Genomic DNA, 20,956 nt, shown 5'->3' on the forward strand with positions numbered 1-20,956 from the left:
CCTGTTATTTCGCGCTCGAAGCGGCGGCGGCGCTCGCCGGCGCTGCGCCCGAAGCGGCAGCACCCGAAGCAGCAGCACCCGACGCACCAGCGCCCGACACAGCGGCGCCCGACGCGGCAGCGGCCGGCGCGGCGGATACGGCTGCACCCGATGCGGCGTCGGCGGCCGGCAACTGCGCGGCGACCGACTTCACCGTCGCGCCCGGACGAACCTTCTCGACGCCCTGCACGATCACGCGGTCGCCCGCTTGCAGGCCGCCTTCGACGATCCAGTTCTGACCTTGCATGCCGGTCGTCTTCAGCGGACGCGGCTCGACCTTGTTGCTCGCGTTCACGACCAGCGCGACCGGCTGGCCCTTCGCGTCATGCGTGACGCCGATCTGCGGCACCAGGAACGCGTTCTCGTTCACGCCTTCCTCGATCCGTGCGCGCACGAACATCCCCGGCAGCAGCACGCGGCCCGGGTTCGGGAACACCGCGCGGATCGTCACCGAGCCCGTCGTCTGGTCGACCGTGACATCGGAGAACTGCAGCTTGCCGGCGTCGGAATAGGTCTTGCCGTCCTCGAGGATCAGCGACACCTTCGCCGCGCCCGGGCCGCTCGTCTTCAGGCGGCCGCTCTGCACGTCCTGGCGCAGCTTCAGCCCGTCGAGGCTCGACTGCGTCAGGTCGACATAGACCGGATCGAGCTGCTGCACCGTCGACATCAACGTCGCCTGGCTCGCCTGCACGTAGGCGCCCGGCGTGACCTGCGAAATGCCGACGCGGCCGCTGATCGGCGACACGACGTCCGTATAGCCGAGGTTGATCTGCGCGGTATCGACCGCTGCCTTGCCGGCCGCGACGTCCGCCGCGGCCTGGCCTTGCGTGGCCACCGCGTTGTCGTATTCCTGCTTGCTGACCGCGTTCGCGGCCACCAGCACCTTGTAGCGCGCGACGAGCGCGTTCTGCGTGACAAGGTTCGCCTGCGCCTTCGCGAGCGTCGCCTTCGCGCTGTTCAGTTGAGCGATGTACGGTGCCGGGTCGATCTTGTAGAGGCGCTGGCCGGCCTTGACGTCGCCGCCTTCGGTGAATTCACGGCGCAGCACGATGCCGTCGACCCGTGCACGCACTTGCGCGACGAGGAAGGCGCTGGTGCGGCCCGGCAGTTCGGTGAAGACCGGGACGGCTTGCGGCTGGACGGTGACGACACCGACTTCCGGCGTTTGCGGCGGCGGTGCCGATTCTTTTTTTCCGCAGGCAGCCAGGAAAACCGCGGCTGCCGCGACAGTGATCAAGCGGTATGGAACCCGTTCGACGCGCATGGAGCGACCTCTGTTTGTAACCAATGGAATGAGTGCAGCACCCCGCGGGAGCGCAACACGGATGCGCCTCGCGGCGCAGATCGAACACCTGAATTACGGGACTGCTGGATACAGCAAGTCGGCACGAGACCTCCATGCCGACGAGATGCCGCGAACTGCGGATGGTACTTGGCGGGAATCAGCAGAGTGGGATATTAACTGATTGCCACTTGGGTCATTCGATCGTAGGGTGGTATTGTATATACATTCACGAATGTATGTAAAAAGCCCGATCGCCCGTCGCGACCCGCCTAATCTTACGAATTATTTCCAATCGAGAGCATAGCGGCTGCCGGAGACGGCGACGAGGGTTGCAGACCCTATATTCACCTACGATCGTTCCATTCAGGCCTGCACATGGTCAGACGTACCAAGGAGGAGGCGCTCGAGACGCGCAACCGCATTCTCGATGCCGCCGAGCACGTGTTCTTCGAGAAGGGCGTGTCGCACACGTCGCTCGCGGACATCGCCCAGCACGCCGGCGTGACGCGCGGCGCGATCTATTGGCATTTCGCGAACAAGAGCGAGCTGTTCGATGCGATGTTCGACCGCGTGTTCCTGCCGATCGACGAGCTCAAGCGAATGCCGCACGACGCGCCCGGCGGCAATCCGCTCGACACGATCCGCAAGATTCTGATCTGGTGCCTGCTCGGCGTGCAGCGCGACTCGCAGTTGCGACGCGTGTTCAGCATCCTGTTCATGAAGTGCGAATACGTCGCGGACATGGAGCCGCTGCTGCAGCGCAACCGCGCGGGGATGAGCGAGGCGCTGCACGCGATCGATGCCGATCTCGCGGTCGCCGTCCGGCTCAAGCTGCTGCCCGAGCGGCTCGACACGTGGCGCGCGACGCTGATGCTGCACACGCTCGTCAGCGGTTTCGTGCGCGACATGCTGATGCTGCCCGACGAAATCGACGCCGAGGAGCATGCGGAAAAACTCGTCGACGGCTGCTTCGACATGCTGCGCTACAGCCCGGCGATGCTGAAGACGGGCGACTGACGGGCGTCCCGCCGACGGCGCGACGTGCGCCGTTTCATCGTCAGCGGCCGGGCGATCCGGCCATGCGCGGGGTAGTCAGCGCCGCGCCGCGCGATCGATACTTTCCCCGATTCGCTCAGGCCGCCTTCGCGCGTTGCGCGCGGGCCCGCCGGTTCGACGCGGCCACCGAATCGCGCGTCGGCATCGCCGCGCCGCCGAGCCCCGCGATCCATGCGTCGGTCGACATCACGGCCGCGAAATTCGACTGGAACACCACCGTGTACGCGCGGTGAATCTCCTCGGCGCTCGCCGCGCCCGCTTCGTTCTCGTACGGCAACGCGCCGGTCGCGTCCGTCAGGTACTCGACGGCGAGCCCCGCATGCGCCGCGTGATAGACCGTCGCCGCATTGCAGTTGTGCGTCATGTAGCCGGCGACCGACAGCGTGTCGATGCCGTGCGCGTCGAGCCACGCGGCGAGATCGGTGCCGGCGAACGCGCTGGCCTGCGCCTTCACGATCAGGTGCGCGTGCGGCCGGTCGGCGACGACGGGATGCAGCGCGACGCCGTCCGTGCCGGGCGCGAAGATCGGCGCCCCCGCCGGCGCAACGTGCTGGACCACGATCACGGGCACGCCGGCCGCATGCGCGGCGTCGATCGCGCGGCCGATGTTCGCGAGCGATGTGTCGATGGGCGGATACTCGATCGGCAGGTTGCCCGTCACGTATTCGTTCTGGACATCGATCACGATCAAGGCACGGCGGGAAGCGGAAGACGATACGGCGTTCGACATGGCAGGCTCCGGGTTTGGCCGCGCCGCCCCGCTCCGGAACGGGGCGGACAGCAGCGCGATGCGATGCATTGTCGGATCGCATCGCGCTTGCCGACAGTGGCCCGATAGCCATTCTTCGATAGAATCGGGCCATCGCCATTCCGGAGCCCGTCATGCGCGCCGCTGCGTCGTCCGTTGCCCCAGCCCCGACCGTCGTCGCCGTGATCGCGTACGACGGCATCAGCCCGTTCCACCTGTCGGTGCCGTCCGTCGTGTTCGGCAAGGAGCGCGATGCGGCCGCGGCGCCCGCGTTCGAGTTCCGCGTGTGCTCGGCCGAGCGCGGCCCGCTGGCGACGACGGGCGGCTTCACGATCACCGCGCCGCACGGGCTCGACGCACTCGGCGACGCGGACATCGTCATCGTGCCCGCATGGCGCGATCCGGCCGAAGCGCCGCCGGACGTGCTGGTCGACGCGGTACGCGCGGCGGCCGCGCGCGGCGCGCAGGTCGTCGGCCTGTGCCTCGGCGCGTACGTGCTCGCCGCGGCCGGGCTGCTAGACGGACGCCCGGCCACGACGCACTGGGCGTGGGCCGACGACTTCGCGCAGCGCTTTCCGCGCGTGAAGCTCGACCCCGACGTGCTGTACGTCGACGACGGCAACCTGATGACGTCGGCCGGCACCGCCGCGGGGCTCGACTGCTGCCTGCACGTGGTGCGGCGGCGCTTCGGCTCGGACGCCGCGAACCAGATCGCGCGCCGTCTCGTGATCCCGCCGCACCGCCAGGGCGGGCAGGCGCAGTACGTGCCGCAGCCCGTCGCCGCGCATCCGCGCGACGCGCGGCTCGCCGGCCTGCTCGACTGGGTGCGCGCGCATCTAGACGTCGCGCACAGTGTGGATTCGCTCGCCGAACGCGTGCTGATGAGCCGGCGCACGTTCACGCGCCACTTCCGCCAGGCGACGGGCATGACCGTCACCGCGTGGCTGCAAGCCGAGCGGCTCACGCGTGCGCAGCATCTGCTGGAAACCACCGGACAGTCGATCGACGCGATCGCGCAGGCGGCCGGCTATGGGTCGAGCGTGTCGCTGCGCCAGCATTTCGCGGGCGCGCTCGGCACGTCGCCGTCGGCCTATCGGAGGGAATTTCGCGGCGCCGGGCCCGACGCGCGGCGCTAGCGTGCGCGCCGTGCCGCCGGCGCTCGGCCGGGCAACTCGCTAGCGTGCGCGGCCGCTCACGCGCCGTTGATCCAGCGCGCCGCATACAGCAGCAACGCGACGAACACGATGATCGCCGCCCACGCCCAGACAGGCAGCGGGCCGGATTCGCGATGATGAACGGCGCTCGCCGCGCGGCCGCTCAGCGCACCGCCGAGGTGCGACGGCAGCGGACGCTTCGCCGCGGCCATCAGCGACGCAGGCCGCAGGAACACATGCTGGCGACGCACCGGGCTCGAGCGCGCGCGGTTCGGCACGAGTCCGTGCTTCGCCTGCACGACCGCGCAGAATTCGCGGAAGAAATCGTCGGTCCACTCGTGCAGCGCATTCTCGATCTGCCGCGCCGGCAGCTCGGCGAGCGGCCCGCTCGCCGTCGCCCACACCACGTATTCGATGCGCGTCGCGGCCTCGTCGTCGTCCGGCAGCAGCACGAGCTCGACCTGCCCGCGCAGCGCGCCGAGGCCGTCGGCCCGCGCCTTGAAGTTGAGCACGCGGCGCGGCTGCCCTTCCGCGTCGCCCTGTTCGCTCGCCGAATGCGCACGCACGTCGTAGCGCGCACGCAGCGGGCCGAGCGGGACCGTGATCGTCAGCGCGAACTCGCCGTGCGCGAGCTTCACGAACGATTCGCAATGGTCGAAGCTCGCCCGCAGCAACGCGAGATCCTCGAGTGCCTCCCGCACGACAGCCGGCGCGAGCGGTACGCGTAACGTGTCGGTCAGTTCCATGATGCCTCCCCCGATGAACCCACGCCGTCTCAGGACGTCTCGATGAGATTGTCGACCCGTGCGACATCGAAGGCGACGTAGTGCGCGAGCGCGGACGCAGCCTCCCCCGGTTCCTCGTAACTCCACGCGGCGTTCTCGATCACGCCGTCTTCGGTCTGCAGGTGGAAATACACGGCCTGGCCACGCAGCGGACACGCCGTCGTGACGCTCGACTTCACGAGCCGGTGCATGTTGACGTCGCCGCGCGGCAGGTAATGGGTGTCCGGCAGGCCCGTCTCGCGCACGGTCAGTGCGCCCTGCGAGTCGGCGTACGTGATCCCGCGATGGATCACGCGCACGCGATGGCGGTTCGGCACGATTTCTAGGCGAGGGTCGGCGGCATCGGACATCGTTTCTTCTCCGGGCGGCGGCCCCGGCGGGCAAGCCGGGTGCAGGAAACGAAAAAGCCACGGCACAGGGGCCGTGGCTCTCATTATGGGCGAAACTGCACCCGATTGCGCGACCGGACCGGGCCCGCGCAATCCGCTATTGCGTATTCCACCGGAACGCGGCCTTCGCGCCGCCCTTCGCCCCGACCGTGACCGCGCGCGATTCGTCGCTGCCTTGGTACGACGCGTGAACGGTGTAGCGCCCCGGCGGCACTTTCACGAGCATGTACGGCCCGCGTGCGTCCGTCTTCAGCACTTCGGTGCCCTTGGCATCGACGATCCGCACATGGACGTCGGCCAGGAATTCGCCGCCCTGGCCAGTGAAGCGCAGCGCCAGCGGCCACGCCGCTTCGCTATGCTCGAATGCTGTCGATTGATCCTTGCCGATGCCGCCGGACACGTAGCTGACATCGCCCTGCTGGCTCGCTGCGGGCAAGCCGTCCGAGCCCTCCGATTGCGCGTAGGCGCCGGGCGCGGCGCCAACAAGGCCGGCGGCCAGTGCCGCGGCGGCGGCAATTCGGGACACGTTGCGTAGATATTGCATGGCTCTCTCCTTTCGGGTCGGAACACAGCACCACGGGGCCGAACGCCGGCAGCGTCCGCGCGGGCCGGCGAGGCCGGCCCACAACGGCCGCCGGTCAGCTCAGGTCGACCGGCACGAAGATCTGTGCATTATCGCGCTGAATCAGGAGAGCAAGACTGTTGCCCGCTCCCTTGACCGCGTCGCGCAATTGCTCGGCGTTCGTGACCGGGCGGCCGTTGACCGCGAGGATCACGTCGCCGGGCTGGATGCCCGCGGTCGCGGCCGGGCCGCCGGCCTGCTGCACGATCAGCCCGTGCGACAGGTTGGTGGCGCTGCGCTCCTGCGGCGTGAGCGGCCGCACCGCGACGCCGAGGCGCCCTTGCTCGACCGGGCCGCCGTCGTTCGAAGCCAGCTTCGCGTCGGTCATCGCGCCGAGCGTCACGCTGATCGTCTTCTTCGACTTGTCGCGCCACACCTGCAGATCGGCCTTCGAGCCCGGCTTCAGGTTCGCGATCTGCGCGGGCAGCGACGTGGAGTCGGCCACCGGCGAGCCGTTCACCCCCAGGATCACGTCGCCCGGCTGCAGGCCGGCCTTCGCGGCCGGGCCGTTCGGGTCGACCGAGCTGACGAGCGCGCCGTCCGGCTTCTGCAGTCCGAACGAGCTCGCGAGCGTCTGGTTCAGCCCCTGCACCGCGACGCCGAGGCGGCCGCGGCTCACATGGCCCGTCTTCACGAGCTCGTCCTTGACCTTGATCGCCTCATTGATCGGGATCGCGAACGACAGGCCCTGGAAGCCGCCCGTCTGCGAGTAGATCATCGAGTTGATGCCGATCACCTCACCCTGCAGGTTGAACAGCGGGCCGCCCGAGTTGCCGGGGTTCACCGGCACGTCGGTCTGGATGAACGGCGTGTAGTTCTCGTCGGGCAGCGCGCGCGATTTCGCGCTGATGATGCCGGACGTGACCGTGTTGTCGAAACCGTACGGCGAGCCGATCGCGACGACCCACTGGCCGACCTTGCTCTGGCCCGGGTCGCCGATCTTCACGGTCGGCAGGCCGCTCGCGTCGATCTTCAGCACGGCGACATCGGACTGCTTGTCGGAGCCGACGACCTTCGCCTTGTACTCGCGCTTGTCGGTCAGCTTGACCGTGACGACGTTCGCGCCGTCGATCACGTGCGCGTTCGTGAGGATGTACCCGTCGGCGCTGACGATGAAGCCCGAACCGAGGCTCGCGCTCGGCTGGTCGTCCGGCTGCGCGTCGCCGCCCATGCCCGGCACCTGGCCGTAGAAGTGCTTGAAGAACTGGTAGAACGGATCGCTCGGATCCATCGGCAGTTGCGGCTGCTGCACGCGTCGCGACACCTGCTTCACGACGTGCTTCGCGCTGATGTTCACGACCGCCGGGCCGTAGGTTTCGACGAGCCCGGAGAAATCGGGAATGCCCGTCTTCGCCGCGGCCTCGGCCGGCATCAGCGCAGCGGCCTGCGCAGGCGTGATGATCTGCGGATCGGCGTGGCGGGTGCCCGCGACATAGCCGGCGGACAGGGCGGCCGCCACGGCGACCGCGACGGCGCCGCGCGCAAGGAATCGAGTGTTCATCGTAGGACCTCCTCTTTGTTAGGACGCAGCGTAACGACCCTGACTTAAAGGAGGCTTAATCGACCTCGAGCGAGGCATAGACCCGGTTTACACCGATCACGGGCCGGCGCCGCCCACCGCCGGCGCCCGCGGGGCGCCTTGCATCATGCGGATTCGGAAGCCTGTGCCGGCATCTCGGCGTCGCCGAACACGACGCTCACGAGCAGGCCGCCCGCGGCTGCGTCGCCGAGCGACACCGTCGCGCCCTGCTGCGCCGCCACGCGCTTGACGATCGCGAGCCCGAGCCCGCTGCCCGACACGTCGGCGCGCGCCCGCGCGGAGCTGTCGCGGTAGAAGCGGTCGAACACGCGCTCGCGCTCGTCGGCCGGGATACCGGGCCCGCTGTCGCCGATCTGCACGCACGCGCGGCCGGCCGCGTCGCGCGTCAGCGACACGTCGATACGGCCGCCGTCGGGCGTGTACTTCACCGCGTTGTCGAGCAGGTTGCCGAACATCACGCGCAGCGCGCCGACGTCGGCGACGACGGTCGCCGCGGAGCTCTCCTCGAAGCCGAGATCGATGTGATGCCGCTGCGCGAGCGGCGCATGCGCGGCCACGCATTCAACGAGCAGCGCCTGCAGATCGACCGGCTCGCGCATCGTCGCGCCGTCCGGTTCGGCGCGCGCGAGCGCGAGCAGTTGCTCGGTGAGACGCGTCGCGCGCGACACGCCGTCCTGGAGATCCGCAATCGCCTCGCGACGCGACGTATCGTCCTTCGCGCGGGCGACGAGCTGCGCCTGGATCTGCACGGCCGCGAGCGGCGTGCGCAGTTCGTGCGCGGCATCGGCGACGAAGGCCTTCTGCGTGTCGAGCGCCGCCGACAGCCGCGCGAGCAGCCCGTTCAGCGCGCGCACGAGCGGCTGCACCTCGAGCGGCAGGCCCGCATCGTGCAAGGGATCGAGCGCTTCGGGCCGGCGTGCCTCGACCGCGCGCGTCACGCGGGCGAGCGGCGCGAGCCCGCGCCCGACGATCATCCAGACCGCCGCGCCGAGGAACGGCAGCAGCACGATCAGCGGCCACAGCGTGCGCAGCGCGACGTTCGCCGCGAGCCGGTTGCGCACCGACAGCGGCTGCGCGAGCTGCACGACGTTGTCGCCGACGATCGCGCCGTACACGCGCCATTCGCCGCGATCGGTGCGCTCGGTCGAGAAGCCGAGCTCCGCACGCGGCGCGATCGGCGCGCGCGGATGCGAGAAGTACATCAGCACGCCGTTGCGGTTCCAGATCTGGATCACGATGCCTTCGTCGCCGTTGGTGCGCGAGCCGAACACCTGCGAGAACGGCTCCGACGGCAGCGCCGCGGCGATTTCCTGCAGCTGGTAGTCGAACAGCTCGTTCGCTTCGGCGAGCGCCTGCCGGTAGATCAGCCAGCCCGCGAGGCCCACGCCCGCGACGACGATCGCGAGCAGCCAGATCAGCAATTGATGACGAATCGACCTCACGCGTCAGCTTTCCTTGACGACCATGTAGCCGAGCCCGCGCACGTTGCGGATCAGGTCCGAACCGAGCTTCTTGCGCAGCGCGTGGATGTAGACCTCGACCGTGTTGCTGCCGATCTCCTCGCCCCAGCCGTACATCTTCTCCTCGAGCTGGCTCTTCGACAGCACCGCGCCGGGCCGCGCCAGCAGCGCCTGGAGCAGCGCGAACTCGCGCGCGGACAGCGCGACGGGCGCGCCGTCGAGCGTCACCTGATGCGACGCGGGATCGAGCGTCAGCGCGCCGTGGCGGATCAGCGATTCGCTGCGCCCGGCCTGGCGGCGGATCAGCGCGCGCATCCGCGCGCCCAGTTCGTCGAGGTCGAACGGCTTGACGAGGTAGTCGTCGGCGCCCGCGTCGAGCCCCTTCACGCGATCGGCGACCGCATCGCGCGCGGTGACGATCAGCACCGGCAGCGACTGCCCGCGCGCGCGCAGCGTGCGCAGCACGTCGATGCCGTCGCGCTTCGGCAGGCCGAGATCGAGCAGCAGCAGGTCGTACGCCTCGCCGCCGAGCGCCGTGAGCGCGGCGTCGCCGTCCTGCACCCAGTCGACCGCGAAGCCGTCGGCGCGCAATGCCTTGCGTACGCCTTCGGCAATCATTCGATCGTCTTCAACGAGGAGAATCCGCATCGGAACCGGAACCCATGGGGCGAGTCAACATGGCGACCATTGTAGCGCCGCGAATCGCGTGCGCCGCCTGCAATGCAACAGAAAGGCGGATTGCAAGGAGCGTGTGCGCACTTGTCTCTACAATGTGCGCTCCGGCGCGCCGCGCGCCCTGCCCGAACCCCTGCATTTCCCGTATTCGCCCATGCCGATTTCCGATCTCTCCGCCCGGTTCGCACCCCGCGCCCGCGTCTGCGCCCGCGTCTGCCTGCGTGCGGCCGCCGTCGTCGCCACCTGCACGGCCCTTGCATTCGCACCTCCCGCGCAGGCCCGCAAGAAGCTTCACAAGGAAGCGCGCAAGACCGCCGTCGTGTCGCCCGCCGCGCGCGCGGCCGGCCTGCCGGCGTCCGTGCTCGTCGCGCTGCAGCGCGCGAAGGTACCGGCATCGGCGATGAGCGTCGTCGTCGAGCGCGTCGGCGATCCGGAGCCGCTGATCGAATGGAACGCGAACCGGCCGATGCTGCCGGCGTCGACGATGAAGCTCGTCACGACCTTCTCGGGCCTGTCGATCCTCGGCCCCGACTTCCGCTGGCGCACCACCGCGTATGCGGACGGCCCGGTCGATCCGGACGGCACGCTGCAAGGCAACCTGTACATCAAGGGCACCGGCGATCCGAAGCTCGTGCCCGAGGAGTTGATCGACCTCGTCGACAAGCTTCGCAAGGCGGGCGTCAAGCGCGTGGCCGGCGGCCTCGTGCTCGACAAGAGCTATTTCGCCGCGTCGACGCGCGACCTGCCGTCGTTCGACGACGACGTGAGCGCACCGTACAACGTCGGCCCCGACCCGCTGCTGTACGCATTCAAGGCCGTGTCGTTTACGGTGACGCCGGGCGACGACGGCAAGATCGCCGTCGATGTGCTGCCGCCGCTCGCGAACCTGTCGATCGACAACCAGCTGTACGAAGGCAGCGGATCGTGCGGCGCGGCAGCCGCGGCCGCGCGTCCGACGCTGACGGCCGGCAGCGGGATCATGACCGCGTCGTTCGCCGGCGACTATCCGCTGCGCTGCGGCGCGCGCACGACCAATCTCGCGATCCTCGATCACACGACGTTCTTCGCGCGCGGCTTCCTCGCGCTGTGGCAGCAGGACGGCGGCACGATCGCGGGGCCGGTCAGCGAAGGCAAGGTGCCGACCACCGCGCGCCCGCTCGCCGTCCATCACAGCCCGGTGCTCGGCAGCATCGTCTACGACATCAACAAGTTCAGCAACAACGTGATGGCGCGCAACCTGTTCCTGACGATCGGCGCGGTCGCCGGCAAGCCGCCCGCGACACCCGAGCAGTCGAGCCGCGCGATTCAGGCATTCCTGCGCAAGAACGGGATCGCGATGCCCGACCTCGCGCTCGAGAACGGCTCGGGCCTGTCGCGCGACGAGCACGTGAGCGCGCTGTCGCTCGCCGCGCTGCTGCAGGCCGCGAACGCGAGCCCGATCGCGCAGGCGTTCGTCGATTCGCTGCCGGTCGCCGGCATCGACGGCACGATGAAGAACCGCCTGACCAACGCCGGCGTGCTCGGCAACGCGCACATCAAGACGGGCACGCTGCGCGACGTGCGCGCGATCGCGGGCTACGTCGCGGGCGCGGACGGCCAGAGCTACGTCGTCGTCAGTTTCATCAACGACGATCACGCGGAAGCCGCGCGCGCCGCGCACGACACGCTGCTCGAGTGGATCTACGCGGGCGCGCACTGACGGGACGGCGCGCGCCGCGACGCGGCGCACCCGCGCACCGCCGGCGCACCGCGCCACAAAACGGGGCCGCACCGCGCGGCCCCGTTGCACATGGTTTTCCGTAGAAACCCTGTCCTCAGAGGGAACCCTCTACGCTGCCCCCTCGCCTAGCGCGTGGCGATTGCGTAGGCTGTTGGCCTGACCGATATCTACAACGGGCCATGGGCCCGGCCTCACGGCTTGCAGGGGAAAGGAGGAGACACGTCCATGCGATTCGACGTCGAATTGCTTCTGCTCGCGCTGGCGCCCGTCTTCCTGCTCTGCATCGCGTGGGAGGCCTCGCACCTCGCCCGCACGCGTGCGCACGAGCATGTCTATGCGTGGCGCGACACGCTGTGCAACGCGGTGCTCGCGCTGATGCACCAGGGCGCCGACAAGCTCGCGTGGCTGTTCGTGATCCCCGTTTATGCGTACTGCTACGCACATTTCCGGCTGTTCACGTGGCACGACGGCTGGCTGTCGTTCGCCGTGTTGTTCATCGGCCAGGACTTCCTCTACTACGTGTTCCATCGCGCGAGCCATCGCGTGCGCTGGCTGTGGGCCGCGCACGTCGTGCACCACTCGTCCGAGCGGATGAATTTCTCGACCGCGTTCCGGCAGAGCCTGATGTATCCCGTCGCGGGCATGTGGGTGTTCTGGCTGCCGCTCGCGTTCGTCGGCTTTCCGCCGCAGCAGATCGTCGGCGTCGTGCTGATCAACCTCGCGTTCCAGTTCTTCGTGCACACGCAGGCGATCGGCAAGCTCGGCTGGCTCGAATACGTGTTCAACACGCCGTCGATCCATCGCGCGCACCATGCCCGCAACCCGCGCTACATCGACCGCAATTACGCAGGTGTGCTCGTGATCTGGGATCGCCTGTTCGGCAGCTACGTCGAGGAGTCGCCCGACGATCCGCCGCGCTATGGAATCGTCGAGCCGCTCGGCTCGAACAACCCGCTCGTCGCGACGTTCCACGAGGGGGTGTCGATGGCGGCCGACGCGTTGCGCATCGGCGGCTGGCGCAACAAGCTGCGCGCGATTTTCGGCCCGCCCGAATGGGCGAGCGCTTATCATGCGCAGATTGCAGAGGCCGCGAACCAGGATCCGCGCGCCGTGCCGCTTGCGGCTGCGCGTGACCAATAAACCGTTTCAGCCAACGGCCGCCGCGCAGCCCGGAGTCGGGCAGGCACGCGGCAGATGAGAAACACATCAGGCCATATCTACGAGGAGATAGAACGATGCAATCACGACAACACGCACCTTCGCGCCACCGTCAACGCCTGCTGCGCACCGCGCAGGTCGCGATCGCGGGCGCCGCGCTCGCGCTGCTCGCCGCGTGCGGCGGCGGTGACGACAACAACAACAGCGCGTCGAACACGCCGCCGTCCGGCGTGAAAATGCAGATCGTGTCGTTCGGCGACAGCCTGTCGGACGCCGGTACCTACTCGCAGATCAAGCTCGGCTTCGGCGGCGGCCGCTTCACGACCAATCCCGGCCAGGTGTGGACGCAGAACGTCGCGCAGTACTACGGCGACACGCTGCAGCCCGCGAACCAGGGCGGCTTCGGCATCCCGCTGCAGGCCACCGGCGGCCTCGGCTATGCACAGGGCGGCTCGCGCGTGACCCTGCAGCCGGGCATCGGCCATGCGGACGCCAGCGTGCCGAACGCCGACTACGCGCAGGCAACGACGACGCCGATCGCCGATCAGGTCAAGCAGTATCTGACGCAGCACGGCAGCTTCAACTCAGGGCAGATCGTGCTGGTCAACGGCGGCGCGAACGACATCTTCTACCAGGCGCAGGTCGCGCAGGCGCAAGGCAACACGCCGGCCGCCCAGCTTGCGGCGGCGCAGGCGATCGGCCTGGCCGCGCAGCAGCTCGGCGGCATCGTCCAGCAGATCGTCGCGGCAGGCGCGACGCACGTATTCGTGTCGAACGTGCCGGACATCGGCGGCACGCCGCTCGCGCTGCAAGGCGGCACGCAGGCCGTGTTCACGCAACTGTCGGGGCTGTTCAACCAGACGCTCGCCGGCACGCTGGCCGCGCTGAAGGTCGACAAGACCAAGTACGCGCTGCTCGACACGTTCACGTGGCAGGACGGCGTCGCGGCCAACTACCAGGCGAACGGCTTCGCGGTGTCGAACACCGACACCGGGTGCAACCTGAAGGCGATGGTCGCAGCGGCGACCCAGTACGGCGTCGCGAACGCGACCGCATTCGGCTCGTCGCTGTTCTGCTCGCCGCAGACCTACACGGTCGCGAACGCGGACCAGACCTACATGTTCGCCGACCTGGTCCACCCGACGACGCGCCTGCACCTGCTGTTCTCGCAATTCGTCGAGAAGCAGATCGCGGCATCGGGCGTCGGCAAGTAAGCCGCCCGCCACGCGCTGAAACGCAAACGCCCGACCGGTTTTTCGCCGGTCGGGCGTTTTTTATTCCGGATCGGATGCGCGACGCCGCGTCAGTCGCGCGCTTCGAATGCCGCGGCCGCGCGACCGAGACGATCGTTGACCGCGATCCACTCGACGGTCTCGGGCAGCTTCTCGACGAGGATGCGTGCGACCTGCGCGCGGTCGAGCGCGCGCAGCATCCCGTACAGGTCGCGCGCATACGCCTGCGGATCTTCCGGCGCCGCGACGAAATGCACGCCGTCGGCCTGCGCCCAGCGTCCCGCGCGCGACGCGCGTGCGACGAGCGCGACGCGTTCGCCGTCGGTCTGCGCGGCCGCGAGCAGCGGCTCGAGCGCATCGAACGGCAGCAGCGAGAGCGGCGTGCGCGGCGCGTAATGCGCCTTCAGCGTGCCGGACGCGCGCGGCGCGGTCGCGTCGCCACCGTCGGGCAGGCGCGGCGCGCGGCCAAGCACGTCGGCGATCTGCCGCGGCGTCACGTGGCCCGGGCGCAGCAGCGCCGGGAAGCCGCGCGACAGGTCGAGGATCGTCGATTCGATGCCGACTTCGGACGCGCCGCCATCGAGCACGTGGACCGTGTCGCCGAATTCGTCGCGCACGTGCTGGGCGGTAGTCGGGCTCACATGGCCGAAGCGGTTCGCGGACGGTGCGGCGACGCCGCCGTGGCCGCCTCGCCGCGCGCTGAACGCGGCCAGCAGCGCCTGCGCGACCGGATGCGACGGACAGCGCAGGCCGACCGAATCCTGCCCACCGCTCACGGCGTCCGGAATGCGCGCATGGCGCTTCAGGATCAGCGTCAGCGGGCCCGGCCAGAATGCATCGATCAGCGCCTGTGCATCGGCCGGCAGGTCGTCGGCCCAGTAGCCCGGATCGCCGCCGGGCGGCAGATGCACGATCACCGGATGGTTCGCCGGGCGCCCTTTCGCCGCGTAGATGCGCGCGACGGCTTCGGGGTTCGCCGCGTCGCCGCCGAGCCCGTACACGGTTTCGGTCGGGAACGCGACGAGCTGCCCCGCGTCGAGCAGCGCGGCGGCCGCGTCGATCTGCGCGCGCGTCACGGAGTTCGGGAGATCGATGGACATCGGCTGGCGCCTCAGTCGAGCGGCACGCGCAGCAACTGCGCACACGCGGTGGCGGCGGCGACGGCGGCGTCGCGCGTCTCGGCCGTGAAGTTCACGTGGCCCATCTTGCGGCCGACGCGCGCTTCTTCCTTGCCGTACAGGTGCAGGTGCGCGGCCGGCATCGCGGCGACCGTGTCCCACGGCGGCGTGACGGCCCCGGCCGCCGCACCATTGGGGAACCACACGTCGCCGAGGATGTTCAGCATCGCGGCCGGCGAATGCTGGCGCGGGTTGCCGAGCGGCATGCGCGTCATCGCGCGCACCTGCTGCTCGAACTGGCTCGTTGCGCACGCATCGACCGTGTAGTGGCCGGAGTTGTGCGGGCGCGGCGCCATTTCGTTCGCGACGAACGAGCCGTCTTCCAGCACGAAGAATTCGACGCACAGCACGCCGACGTAGCCGAGCGTATCGGCGATCCGGACGGCCGCCTGCTGCGCCTCTTCGACACGCGCGGCGTCGGCGGCCGGCGCCGGCACGATGGTCAGCGCGAGGATGCCGTTGTGATGCACGTTCTGCGCGAGCGGAAAGGCGGCCGAGCGGCCGTCCGCGCCGCGCGCGATCAGCGCGGACACTTCGTACTTCAGCGGCAGCCGCTTTTCGAGCACGCACGGCACGCCGCCGAGCGCCGCATGCGCATCGCGCGCTTCCCGCGCGGTGCTCACGCGCACCTGGCCCTTGCCGTCGTAGCCGAGGCGCGCCGTCTTAAGGATGCCCGGCAGCACCGCATCGAGCGCGGCATCGTCGAGCGCGGCCAGTGCCGCCGCCGATTCGATCACGACGTGCGGCGCGACCGGCACGCCGGAGGCCTCGATGAAACGCTTCTCCGCGATCCGGTCCTGCGCGACCGCGACGCAGCGGCCGGCCGGCGCGACGAACGTCGTGCGCGCGAGGAAGTCGAGGCTCGCGGCCGGCACGTTCTCGAATTCCGTCGACACGGCCTCGCAGAGCCCGGCCAGCTCGGCGAGCGCGGCTTCGTCGTCGTAGGCCGCGCGCAGGTGGCGGTCGGCGACCGCGCCCGCAGGGCTCGCCGGATCGGGATCGAGCACGGCGACGCGATAGCCCATCGACTGGGCGGCAAAGCAGAACATGCGGCCGAGCTGGCCACCGCCGACCATGCCCAGCCACGCGCCGGGCAGGATCGGGGAAACGGAATCAGGAGTTGCGGTCATGTCAGTGGTCGGTCGCGACGGGCGCTGCCCGCCGCAGTGAGGAAAGTCAGGCGGCCGCCGGAATGACAGTGCGGCCGCCGGTGCGCCGTCACGCCAGCGGCGGCAGCACCATGGCGTGCGCGGCTTCGTTCTGGCGCACGCGGAACGCGGCGAGCCGGTTCGCGTAGTCGACCGACGTGCCGGACAGGATCGACACCGCGAACAGCGCAGCGTTCGCGGCGCCGGCCTCGCCGATCGCGAACGTCGCGACCGGCACGCCCTTCGGCATCTGCACGATCGAGTGCAGCGAATCGACGCCCTTCAGGTACTTGCTCGCGACCGGCACGCCGAGCACCGGCACCGTGGTTTTCGCGGCGAGCATGCCGGGCAGGTGCGCGGCGCCGCCGGCGCCCGCGATGATCGCGCGCAGCCCGCGCTCGCGCGCCTTCTCCGCATAATCGAACATCTCGTCGGGCATCCGGTGCGCGGACACGACCTTCGCTTCGTATGGCACGCCGAATTCCTGCAGGATCGCGACCGCGTTCTTCATCACGTCCCAGTCGGAACTCGAACCCATCAGTACGCCGACGAGCGGTGCGCTGTGCGTGTGGGCGGTCTGGACTTCACTCATTTTCGTCTGTCCTTGCTCAGGCGAGCGGCTGGCCGGTGATGCGCTCGAGCGCTTCCTGGTACTTCGCGGCCGTCTTCTCGACGACGTCGGCCGGCAGCGCCGGCGCCGGCGCGGTCTTGCCCCACGGCTGCGCCTCGAGCCAGTCGCGCACGAACTGCTTGTCGAACGACGGCGGGTTGGTGCCGACCTGGTACTGGTCGGCCGGCCAGAAGCGCGACGAATCGGCCGTCAGCACTTCGTCCATCAGGTACAGCTTGCCGTGATTGTCGAGGCCGAATTCGAACTTCGTGTCGGCGATGATGATGCCGCGCGTCGCCGCGTAGTCGGCCGCTTCCTTGTACAGGCGGATCGAGATGTCGCGAATCGTCGCGGCCAGCTCGGTGCCGATGCGGCGCTCGGTTTCCTCGAACGTGATGTTCTCGTCGTGCTCGCCGAGTTCGGCCTTCGCGGCCGGCGTGAAGATCGGCTCGGGCAGCTTCTGCGCGTTCTGCAGGCCTTCCGGCAACTGCACGCCGCACACGGCGCCCGACGCCTGGTATTCCTTCCAGCCGCTGCCGGCCAGGTAGCCGCGCACGACCGCTTCGATCATGATCGGCTCGAGGCGCTTGACGACCACGCCGCGGCCCTTGACCTGCTCGACCTCGTCGGCCGCGACGACCGCTTCCGGCGCGTCGCCCGTCAGGTGGTTCGGCACGATGTGCGCGAGCTTGTCGAACCAGAAGTTCGCCATCTGGTTCAGCACGCGGCCCTTGTTCGGAATCGGCTCGCCCATGATCACGTCGAATGCCGACAGGCGATCGGTCGTGACGATCAGGAGCTTGTCGTTGCCGACCGCGTAGTTGTCGCGGACCTTGCCGCGACCGAGGAGCGGCAGCGAGCGGAGCGTGGATTCGTAAAGGGTAGACATCGTCTTTTCGCAGATAAGGAGCCAAACAAAAAGGGAAACGCCGTTCCCCGCGGCAGGCGGGAACGGCGGTCTTGCAATGCGTCGGCGAACCGGCGGGCGATCGTGCCCGCCAGTTGCCGGCCGGCCCTCGTTCGGCCGGACGGAACGGCTGCCGGGGCCGGATCACTCCGGCATCGGGCAGCCGGCCCCGGCCTTTCGGCGAGGCAATCGTACTACAGTCTCAGCGCACGACCTGCGCGAGCGCGCCGGACTTGTACTGTTCGGCGATCTTGTCGAGCGACACCGGCTTGATCTTCGCGGCCTGGCCTTCACAGCCGAACGCGAGGTAGCGGTCGACGCACACCTTCTTCGCCGCTTCACGCGCGGGCTTCAGGTAGTCGCGCGGATCGAACTTGCCCGGGTTCTCAAACAGGTAGCGGCGGATCGCGCCGGTGATCGCGAGACGCAGGTCGGTGTCGATGTTGATCTTGCGCACGCCGTGCTTGATGCCTTCCTGGATTTCCTCGACCGGCACGCCGTAGGTTTCCTTCATGTCGCCGCCGAACTGGCGGATTTCTTCCAGCAGTTCCTGCGGCACCGACGACGAACCGTGCATCACCAGATGCGTGTTCGGGATGCGTGCGTGGATTTCCTTGATGCGCTGGATCGACAGGATGTCGCCCGTCGGCTTCTTCGAGAACTTGTACGCGCCGTGCGACGTGCCGATCGCGATCGCGAGCGCGTCGCACTGCGTGAGCTTCACGAAGTCGGCCGCCTGCTCCGGATCGGTCAGCAGCTGCTCGCGGGTCATCGTGCCTTCCGCGCCGTGGCCGTCTTCCTTGTCGCCCTTCATCGTCTCGAGCGAGCCGAGCACGCCGAGTTCGGCTTCGACCGTCACGCCGATCGAGTGCGCCATCTCGACGACCTTGCGCGACACGTCGACGTTGTACTCGTACGAGGCGACCGTCTTGCCGTCGGCTTCGAGCGAACCGTCCATCATCACGCTGGTGAAGCCGCTGCGGATCGCGCCCATGCACACTGCCGGCGACTGGCCGTGGTCCTGGTGCATCACGACCGGGATGTGCGGATACGACTCGACCGCCGCTTCGATCAGGTGGCGCAGGAACGGCTCGCCCGCGTACTTACGCGCGCCGGCCGATGCCTGCATGATCACGGGCGCGCCGACCTGATCCGCCGCCGCCATGATCGCCTGGACCTGCTCCAGGTTGTTCACGTTGAAGGCCGGCAGGCCGTAACCGTGCTCTGCCGCGTGGTCCAGCAATTGACGCATTGATACGAGAGGCATTGTGGAACTCCTTGGAATGAAAACCGGTGCGCCCTGACGCCGGCGCGGCGCTCGCTCCCGTTCGAACGGGGGGCACGGCGCGGCTGAGCGTCGAATAGCGGCATTTTATCGCGAAGCGCCTCCGATTCCGACCGCCCGGTGGCGCCTGCTCGCAATTTGTTACCTTCGCACGGCACAATGCGGGCAAAAAACAGAAAAAAAGCCGCGCGGGGTATCGGACCCCACGCGGCTCTTCGTCAATAAACGGTGCCGGATCGACTCGGACGCTCAGCTCAATAATGCTCGCCGACCCGCACGATCTTCAGCGTGTTGGTGCCGCCCGCCTGCCCCATCGGCTCGCCGACGGTCAGCACGACCATGTCGCCGTGCTGCACGTAGCCCTGCTTGACGACGATCTCGAGCGCCGCCTGCAGCGCCGAGTCGCGGTCGCTGTTGAAGTCGACGTGCAGCGGCGTCACGTTGCGGTACAGCGCCATCGTGCGCTCGCTGCCGACGCGCGGCGTCAGCGCGAAGATCGGCACGTGCGTGTAGTGACGCGACATCCACAGCGCGGTCGCGCCCGATTCGGTCAGCGCGATGATCGCCTTGGCGCCGAGGTGATAGGCGGTAAACAGCGCGCCCATCGCGATCGACTGGTCGATCCGCGTGAACGTGCGGTCGAGGAAATCCTTGTCCAGCTCGACGTGCTCGGACTTTTCCGCCTCGACGCACACGGCCGCCATCGTCTCGATCGTGACGACCGGGTACTTGCCGGCGGCCGTCTCGGCCGACAGCATCACCGCGTCGGTGCCGTCGAGCACCGCGTTCGCGACGTCCGACACTTCCGCGCGGGTCGGCACCGGCGCGAGGATCATCGACTCCATCATCTGCGTCGCGGTGATCACGAGCTTGTTCGACTCGCGCGCCATCCGGATCATCCGCTTCTGCAGCGCCGGCACGGCCGCGTTGCCGACTTCCACCGCGAGGTCGCCGCGCGCGACCATGATGCCGTCGGATGCGTCGAGGATGCTCTGCAGCGCCGGAATCGCCTCCGCGCGCTCGATCTTCGCGATCATCTTCGGCTTGATGCCGTAAGGCGCACCCGCGATATTCGCGAGCTGGCGCGCCATTTCCATGTCGGTCGCGTTCTTCGGGAACGACACCGCGACGAGATCCGCGCCGAGCGACATCGCCGTGCGGATGTCCTCCATGTCCTTCGCGGTCAGCGCGGGCGCCGACAGGCCGCCGCCCTGCCGGTTGATCCCCTTGTTGTTCGACAGCTCGCCGCCCACCTTGACGACCGTATGGATCTCGTCGCCGAGCACGCGCTCGACGGTCAGCACGATCAGGCCGTCATTCAGCAGCAGCAGGTCGCCCGGCTTCAGGTCACGCGGCAGCTCCTTGTAGTCGAGGCCGACGCGCTCGTCGTTGCCGAGCTCGCAGCCCGCGTCGAGGATGAAGGCCTGGCCCGGCACGAGCATAGTCTTGCCGTTCTCGAACTTGCCGACGCGGATCTTCGGGCCCTGGAGGTCGGCCATGATCGCGATCTCGCGGCCGACCTTGCGGGCGGCCTCGCGCACCATCTCGGCGCGCTGGCGGTGATCGTCGGCCGTACCGTGCGAAAAATTGAGCCGCACGACGTCGAGGCCCGCCTGCATCATCTGCAGCAGAATCTCCGGCGAACTGGAAGCCGGGCCGATCGTGGCGACTATCTTGGTGGCGCGCTGCATGAAACTCCTCATCTGGATCAAGGTGGATGCGCTGGGTGAAACGCTGCGAGAGCCGGAATCGGCAGGCCCAGCGGCCGCCGTTCCGGGGGGCGTGCCGGTGCTTGCGCCCGGCATCGCTTTGTTCTGAATCTCGTGGTGCTGCACGGCCGCGTCGCCGGCGGCCGCCGGTGCGCGCGGGGCTGAGTTCGCCCGCGCGGGCGCGCGTTTGCGCTTGCCCGCGCCGGCCGGCTGCTCCGCTTTAGCGGAGCGCGCGGCCCTGGTCACCCCTGCGCGC

Annotated in this window: 20 protein-coding genes; 6 read left to right on the forward strand and 14 right to left on the reverse strand. The window is 68.9% G+C overall.

Annotated elements, in window-relative coordinates; translation table 11 throughout:
- Nucleotides 1–4: 4 nt before the first annotated feature.
- A complete protein-coding gene (locus FFI87_RS13680; RefSeq protein ID WP_012364597.1) occupies nucleotides 5–1,303 on the reverse strand; it encodes an efflux RND transporter periplasmic adaptor subunit in 1,299 nt (432 codons plus the stop codon).
- 396 nt (nucleotides 1,304–1,699) lie between these two features.
- On the opposite strand from FFI87_RS13680, the gene FFI87_RS13685 reads away from it, so the two are divergent.
- Entirely contained in the window at nucleotides 1,700–2,341 is a 642-nt protein-coding gene (locus FFI87_RS13685) for a TetR family transcriptional regulator (RefSeq protein WP_012364598.1), read from the forward strand.
- A 115-nt stretch (nucleotides 2,342–2,456) separates the two neighbouring features.
- Here the strand turns inward: FFI87_RS13685 and FFI87_RS13690 are convergent, their stop codons facing one another.
- The gene (locus FFI87_RS13690; RefSeq protein ID WP_041489951.1) at nucleotides 2,457–3,110 is read right to left on the reverse strand and encodes a cysteine hydrolase family protein; all 654 of its coding nucleotides are present in this window, start codon (nucleotides 3,108–3,110) and stop codon (nucleotides 2,457–2,459) included.
- 152 nt (nucleotides 3,111–3,262) lie between these two features.
- Between FFI87_RS13690 and FFI87_RS13695 the strand changes: the two genes are divergently transcribed.
- Nucleotides 3,263–4,264: a helix-turn-helix domain-containing protein gene (locus FFI87_RS13695; RefSeq protein ID WP_012364600.1), complete on the forward strand. Its 1,002-nt coding sequence runs from the start codon at nucleotides 3,263–3,265 to the stop codon at nucleotides 4,262–4,264.
- A gap of 56 nt (nucleotides 4,265–4,320) precedes the next feature.
- On the opposite strand, the gene FFI87_RS13700 is transcribed toward FFI87_RS13695, so the two are convergent.
- From FFI87_RS13700 to FFI87_RS13725, 6 genes are all read right to left on the reverse strand, one after another.
- Complete coding sequence (locus FFI87_RS13700; protein ID WP_138847227.1) at nucleotides 4,321–5,028, reverse strand: CoxG family protein; 708 nt, start codon at nucleotides 5,026–5,028, stop codon at nucleotides 4,321–4,323.
- Between the two features lie 29 nt (nucleotides 5,029–5,057).
- Nucleotides 5,058–5,417, reverse strand: coding sequence for a DUF427 domain-containing protein (locus FFI87_RS13705; RefSeq protein ID WP_138847226.1), 360 nt, complete (start codon nucleotides 5,415–5,417; stop codon nucleotides 5,058–5,060).
- Between the two features lie 136 nt (nucleotides 5,418–5,553).
- The gene (locus tag FFI87_RS13710) at nucleotides 5,554–6,000 is read right to left on the reverse strand and encodes a carboxypeptidase-like regulatory domain-containing protein (protein ID WP_138847225.1); all 447 of its coding nucleotides are present in this window, start codon (nucleotides 5,998–6,000) and stop codon (nucleotides 5,554–5,556) included.
- A 94-nt stretch (nucleotides 6,001–6,094) separates the two neighbouring features.
- Nucleotides 6,095–7,579, reverse strand: coding sequence for a DegQ family serine endoprotease (locus FFI87_RS13715; RefSeq protein ID WP_012364604.1), 1,485 nt, complete (start codon nucleotides 7,577–7,579; stop codon nucleotides 6,095–6,097).
- 143 nt (nucleotides 7,580–7,722) lie between these two features.
- A complete protein-coding gene (locus FFI87_RS13720) occupies nucleotides 7,723–9,060 on the reverse strand; it encodes an ATP-binding protein (RefSeq protein ID WP_138847224.1) in 1,338 nt (445 codons plus the stop codon).
- 3 nt (nucleotides 9,061–9,063) lie between these two features.
- Nucleotides 9,064–9,726 carry a response regulator gene (locus FFI87_RS13725; RefSeq protein WP_034177105.1) on the reverse strand — a complete coding sequence of 221 codons (663 nt, stop codon included), beginning with the start codon at nucleotides 9,724–9,726 and terminating at the stop codon, nucleotides 9,064–9,066.
- A gap of 181 nt (nucleotides 9,727–9,907) precedes the next feature.
- Here FFI87_RS13725 and dacB point away from each other — a divergent pair, with 181 nt between their 5' ends.
- The 3 genes from dacB (at nucleotide 9,908) to FFI87_RS13740 (ending at nucleotide 13,845) form a co-directional block, all read left to right on the forward strand.
- Entirely contained in the window at nucleotides 9,908–11,452 is a 1,545-nt protein-coding gene (dacB, locus tag FFI87_RS13730) for a D-alanyl-D-alanine carboxypeptidase/D-alanyl-D-alanine-endopeptidase (RefSeq protein WP_041489851.1), read from the forward strand.
- A 246-nt stretch (nucleotides 11,453–11,698) separates the two neighbouring features.
- Nucleotides 11,699–12,613, forward strand: coding sequence for a sterol desaturase family protein (locus FFI87_RS13735; protein WP_138847223.1), 915 nt, complete (start codon nucleotides 11,699–11,701; stop codon nucleotides 12,611–12,613).
- Between the two features lie 95 nt (nucleotides 12,614–12,708).
- Complete coding sequence (locus tag FFI87_RS13740) at nucleotides 12,709–13,845, forward strand: SGNH/GDSL hydrolase family protein (RefSeq protein WP_138847222.1); 1,137 nt, start codon at nucleotides 12,709–12,711, stop codon at nucleotides 13,843–13,845.
- Nucleotides 13,846–13,934: 89 nt separating this feature from the next.
- On the opposite strand, the gene FFI87_RS13745 is transcribed toward FFI87_RS13740, so the two are convergent.
- The 6 genes from FFI87_RS13745 to pyk all read right to left on the reverse strand — a co-directional run bounded on the left by FFI87_RS13745 (nucleotide 13,935) and on the right by pyk (nucleotide 20,682).
- The gene (locus tag FFI87_RS13745) at nucleotides 13,935–14,963 is read right to left on the reverse strand and encodes an L-threonylcarbamoyladenylate synthase (protein ID WP_012364609.1); all 1,029 of its coding nucleotides are present in this window, start codon (nucleotides 14,961–14,963) and stop codon (nucleotides 13,935–13,937) included.
- Between the two features lie 11 nt (nucleotides 14,964–14,974).
- Entirely contained in the window at nucleotides 14,975–16,171 is a 1,197-nt protein-coding gene (locus FFI87_RS13750; RefSeq protein WP_138847221.1) for a 5-(carboxyamino)imidazole ribonucleotide synthase, read from the reverse strand.
- An 88-nt stretch (nucleotides 16,172–16,259) separates the two neighbouring features.
- The gene (gene purE / locus FFI87_RS13755; protein ID WP_012364611.1) at nucleotides 16,260–16,781 is read right to left on the reverse strand and encodes a 5-(carboxyamino)imidazole ribonucleotide mutase; all 522 of its coding nucleotides are present in this window, start codon (nucleotides 16,779–16,781) and stop codon (nucleotides 16,260–16,262) included.
- Between the two features lie 16 nt (nucleotides 16,782–16,797).
- Nucleotides 16,798–17,688: a phosphoribosylaminoimidazolesuccinocarboxamide synthase gene (locus FFI87_RS13760; protein ID WP_138847220.1), complete on the reverse strand. Its 891-nt coding sequence runs from the start codon at nucleotides 17,686–17,688 to the stop codon at nucleotides 16,798–16,800.
- Between the two features lie 220 nt (nucleotides 17,689–17,908).
- The gene (fba, locus tag FFI87_RS13765) at nucleotides 17,909–18,973 is read right to left on the reverse strand and encodes a class II fructose-bisphosphate aldolase (RefSeq protein ID WP_011657813.1); all 1,065 of its coding nucleotides are present in this window, start codon (nucleotides 18,971–18,973) and stop codon (nucleotides 17,909–17,911) included.
- A gap of 272 nt (nucleotides 18,974–19,245) precedes the next feature.
- The gene (gene pyk, locus FFI87_RS13770; RefSeq protein WP_006749975.1) at nucleotides 19,246–20,682 is read right to left on the reverse strand and encodes a pyruvate kinase; all 1,437 of its coding nucleotides are present in this window, start codon (nucleotides 20,680–20,682) and stop codon (nucleotides 19,246–19,248) included.
- Here pyk and FFI87_RS34855 point away from each other — a divergent pair.
- The gene (locus FFI87_RS34855; protein ID WP_256097633.1) at nucleotides 20,681–20,809 is read left to right on the forward strand and encodes a hypothetical protein; all 129 of its coding nucleotides are present in this window, start codon (nucleotides 20,681–20,683) and stop codon (nucleotides 20,807–20,809) included. The genes pyk and FFI87_RS34855 overlap by 2 nt on opposite strands.
- Nucleotides 20,810–20,956: the final 147 nt, after the last annotated feature.

The organism is Burkholderia sp. KBS0801 (assembly GCF_005937855.2).
Taxonomy (GTDB): domain Bacteria; phylum Pseudomonadota; class Gammaproteobacteria; order Burkholderiales; family Burkholderiaceae; genus Burkholderia; species Burkholderia ambifaria.

Bases quoted from the DNA above. Each gene is read 5' to 3' on its own strand.
- FFI87_RS13750 (WP_138847221.1), bottom strand. From the start codon at position 16,171: ATGACCGCAACTCCTGATTCCGTTTCCCCGATCCTGCCCGGCGCGTGG.
- FFI87_RS13705 (WP_138847226.1), bottom strand. From the start codon at position 5,417: ATGTCCGATGCCGCCGACCCTCGCCTAGAAATCGTGCCGAACCGCCAT.
- FFI87_RS13725 (WP_034177105.1), bottom strand. From the start codon at position 9,726: ATGCGGATTCTCCTCGTTGAAGACGATCGAATGATTGCCGAAGGCGTA.
- FFI87_RS13710 (WP_138847225.1), bottom strand. From the start codon at position 6,000: ATGCAATATCTACGCAACGTGTCCCGAATTGCCGCCGCCGCGGCACTG.
- FFI87_RS13715 (WP_012364604.1), bottom strand. From the start codon at position 7,579: ATGAACACTCGATTCCTTGCGCGCGGCGCCGTCGCGGTCGCCGTGGCG.
- FFI87_RS13695 (WP_012364600.1), top strand. From the start codon at position 3,263: ATGCGCGCCGCTGCGTCGTCCGTTGCCCCAGCCCCGACCGTCGTCGCC.
- purE (WP_012364611.1), bottom strand. From the start codon at position 16,781: ATGAGTGAAGTCCAGACCGCCCACACGCACAGCGCACCGCTCGTCGGC.
- FFI87_RS13735 (WP_138847223.1), top strand. From the start codon at position 11,699: ATGCGATTCGACGTCGAATTGCTTCTGCTCGCGCTGGCGCCCGTCTTC.
- FFI87_RS34855 (WP_256097633.1), top strand. From the start codon at position 20,681: ATGAAACTCCTCATCTGGATCAAGGTGGATGCGCTGGGTGAAACGCTG.
- pyk (WP_006749975.1), bottom strand. From the start codon at position 20,682: ATGCAGCGCGCCACCAAGATAGTCGCCACGATCGGCCCGGCTTCCAGT.
- FFI87_RS13690 (WP_041489951.1), bottom strand. From the start codon at position 3,110: ATGTCGAACGCCGTATCGTCTTCCGCTTCCCGCCGTGCCTTGATCGTG.
- FFI87_RS13745 (WP_012364609.1), bottom strand. From the start codon at position 14,963: ATGTCCATCGATCTCCCGAACTCCGTGACGCGCGCGCAGATCGACGCG.
- FFI87_RS13740 (WP_138847222.1), top strand. From the start codon at position 12,709: ATGCAATCACGACAACACGCACCTTCGCGCCACCGTCAACGCCTGCTG.
- FFI87_RS13760 (WP_138847220.1), bottom strand. From the start codon at position 17,688: ATGTCTACCCTTTACGAATCCACGCTCCGCTCGCTGCCGCTCCTCGGT.
- fba (WP_011657813.1), bottom strand. From the start codon at position 18,973: ATGCCTCTCGTATCAATGCGTCAATTGCTGGACCACGCGGCAGAGCAC.
- FFI87_RS13685 (WP_012364598.1), top strand. From the start codon at position 1,700: ATGGTCAGACGTACCAAGGAGGAGGCGCTCGAGACGCGCAACCGCATT.
- dacB (WP_041489851.1), top strand. From the start codon at position 9,908: ATGCCGATTTCCGATCTCTCCGCCCGGTTCGCACCCCGCGCCCGCGTC.
- FFI87_RS13680 (WP_012364597.1), bottom strand. From the start codon at position 1,303: ATGCGCGTCGAACGGGTTCCATACCGCTTGATCACTGTCGCGGCAGCC.
- FFI87_RS13700 (WP_138847227.1), bottom strand. From the start codon at position 5,028: ATGGAACTGACCGACACGTTACGCGTACCGCTCGCGCCGGCTGTCGTG.